The following is a 250-nucleotide window of genomic DNA, read 5'->3' on the forward strand; positions in this document are numbered from 1 at the left end:
AATCAATATAGAATAGGTTTTTAATTCCAGGATTTGGTGGTTTATCTTTTTTATCCCTAGCATCAAATAGCACAAAAATTCCTACTTGATTATACGGTGTGACATAAGTTTGAGCTTGAGGTAAAAAATTCTCATGAATAGTTGAAGTATTAAACTCTTTCTTAGTCTTTTTTACTTCTATTGGTATAGTTGTTTGCCCTCCTTCTGAGAAAACAATATCTATTCTACCTCCATCTGCAAATTGTTGTTT

1 protein-coding gene is annotated in these 250 nt (G+C 30.8%); it reads right to left on the reverse strand.

Going from position 1 to position 250, the window contains the following annotated elements:
- Window positions 1–250 (reverse strand): hypothetical protein (locus tag JI667_RS22425; protein ID WP_206858741.1); only part of this gene is annotated, 250 nt, incomplete at both ends.

It is taken from the genome of Bacillus sp. NTK074B, assembly GCF_017303375.1.
Classification (GTDB): Bacteria; Bacillota; Bacilli; order Bacillales; family Bacillaceae_B; genus Rossellomorea.